General features: G+C 42.0%; 1 protein-coding gene. It reads left to right on the top strand.

From position 1 onward, the window contains the following. On the top strand, positions 1 to 262 hold a 262-nt coding region (locus tag SB717_RS37035), incomplete at both ends, for a hypothetical protein (RefSeq protein WP_410908078.1).

Raw genomic sequence — 262 nt, 5'->3', positions numbered from 1 at the left:
ATTATGAGCATGGCCCTAAACTGCTGCAAAGCTATGTAAATATCGCCAAATACTCCAGTAAGAATAGTGTTAGCATTACAAGCATTTCAGATGAGACTATTGTTTCTCTTCTTGAACCATCTATCGCTCAAGCTGGCGTAAGTCAACTACGTCTGTCAACCCGTTCAGCTGGCACCGAACCGGGGTCAGAGATAAAAGAATCAAAAGACATATATTTTACCCGCTTACGGAACAAAAAGGGATTACTCGAGCTTATTGCCGT

Origin of the sequence: Priestia sp. SIMBA_032 (assembly GCF_046535215.1) — a bacterium.
GTDB lineage: Bacteria > Bacillota > Bacilli > Bacillales > Bacillaceae_H > Priestia > Priestia aryabhattai.
This window is presented reverse-complemented; position numbering and strand designations above follow the sequence as displayed.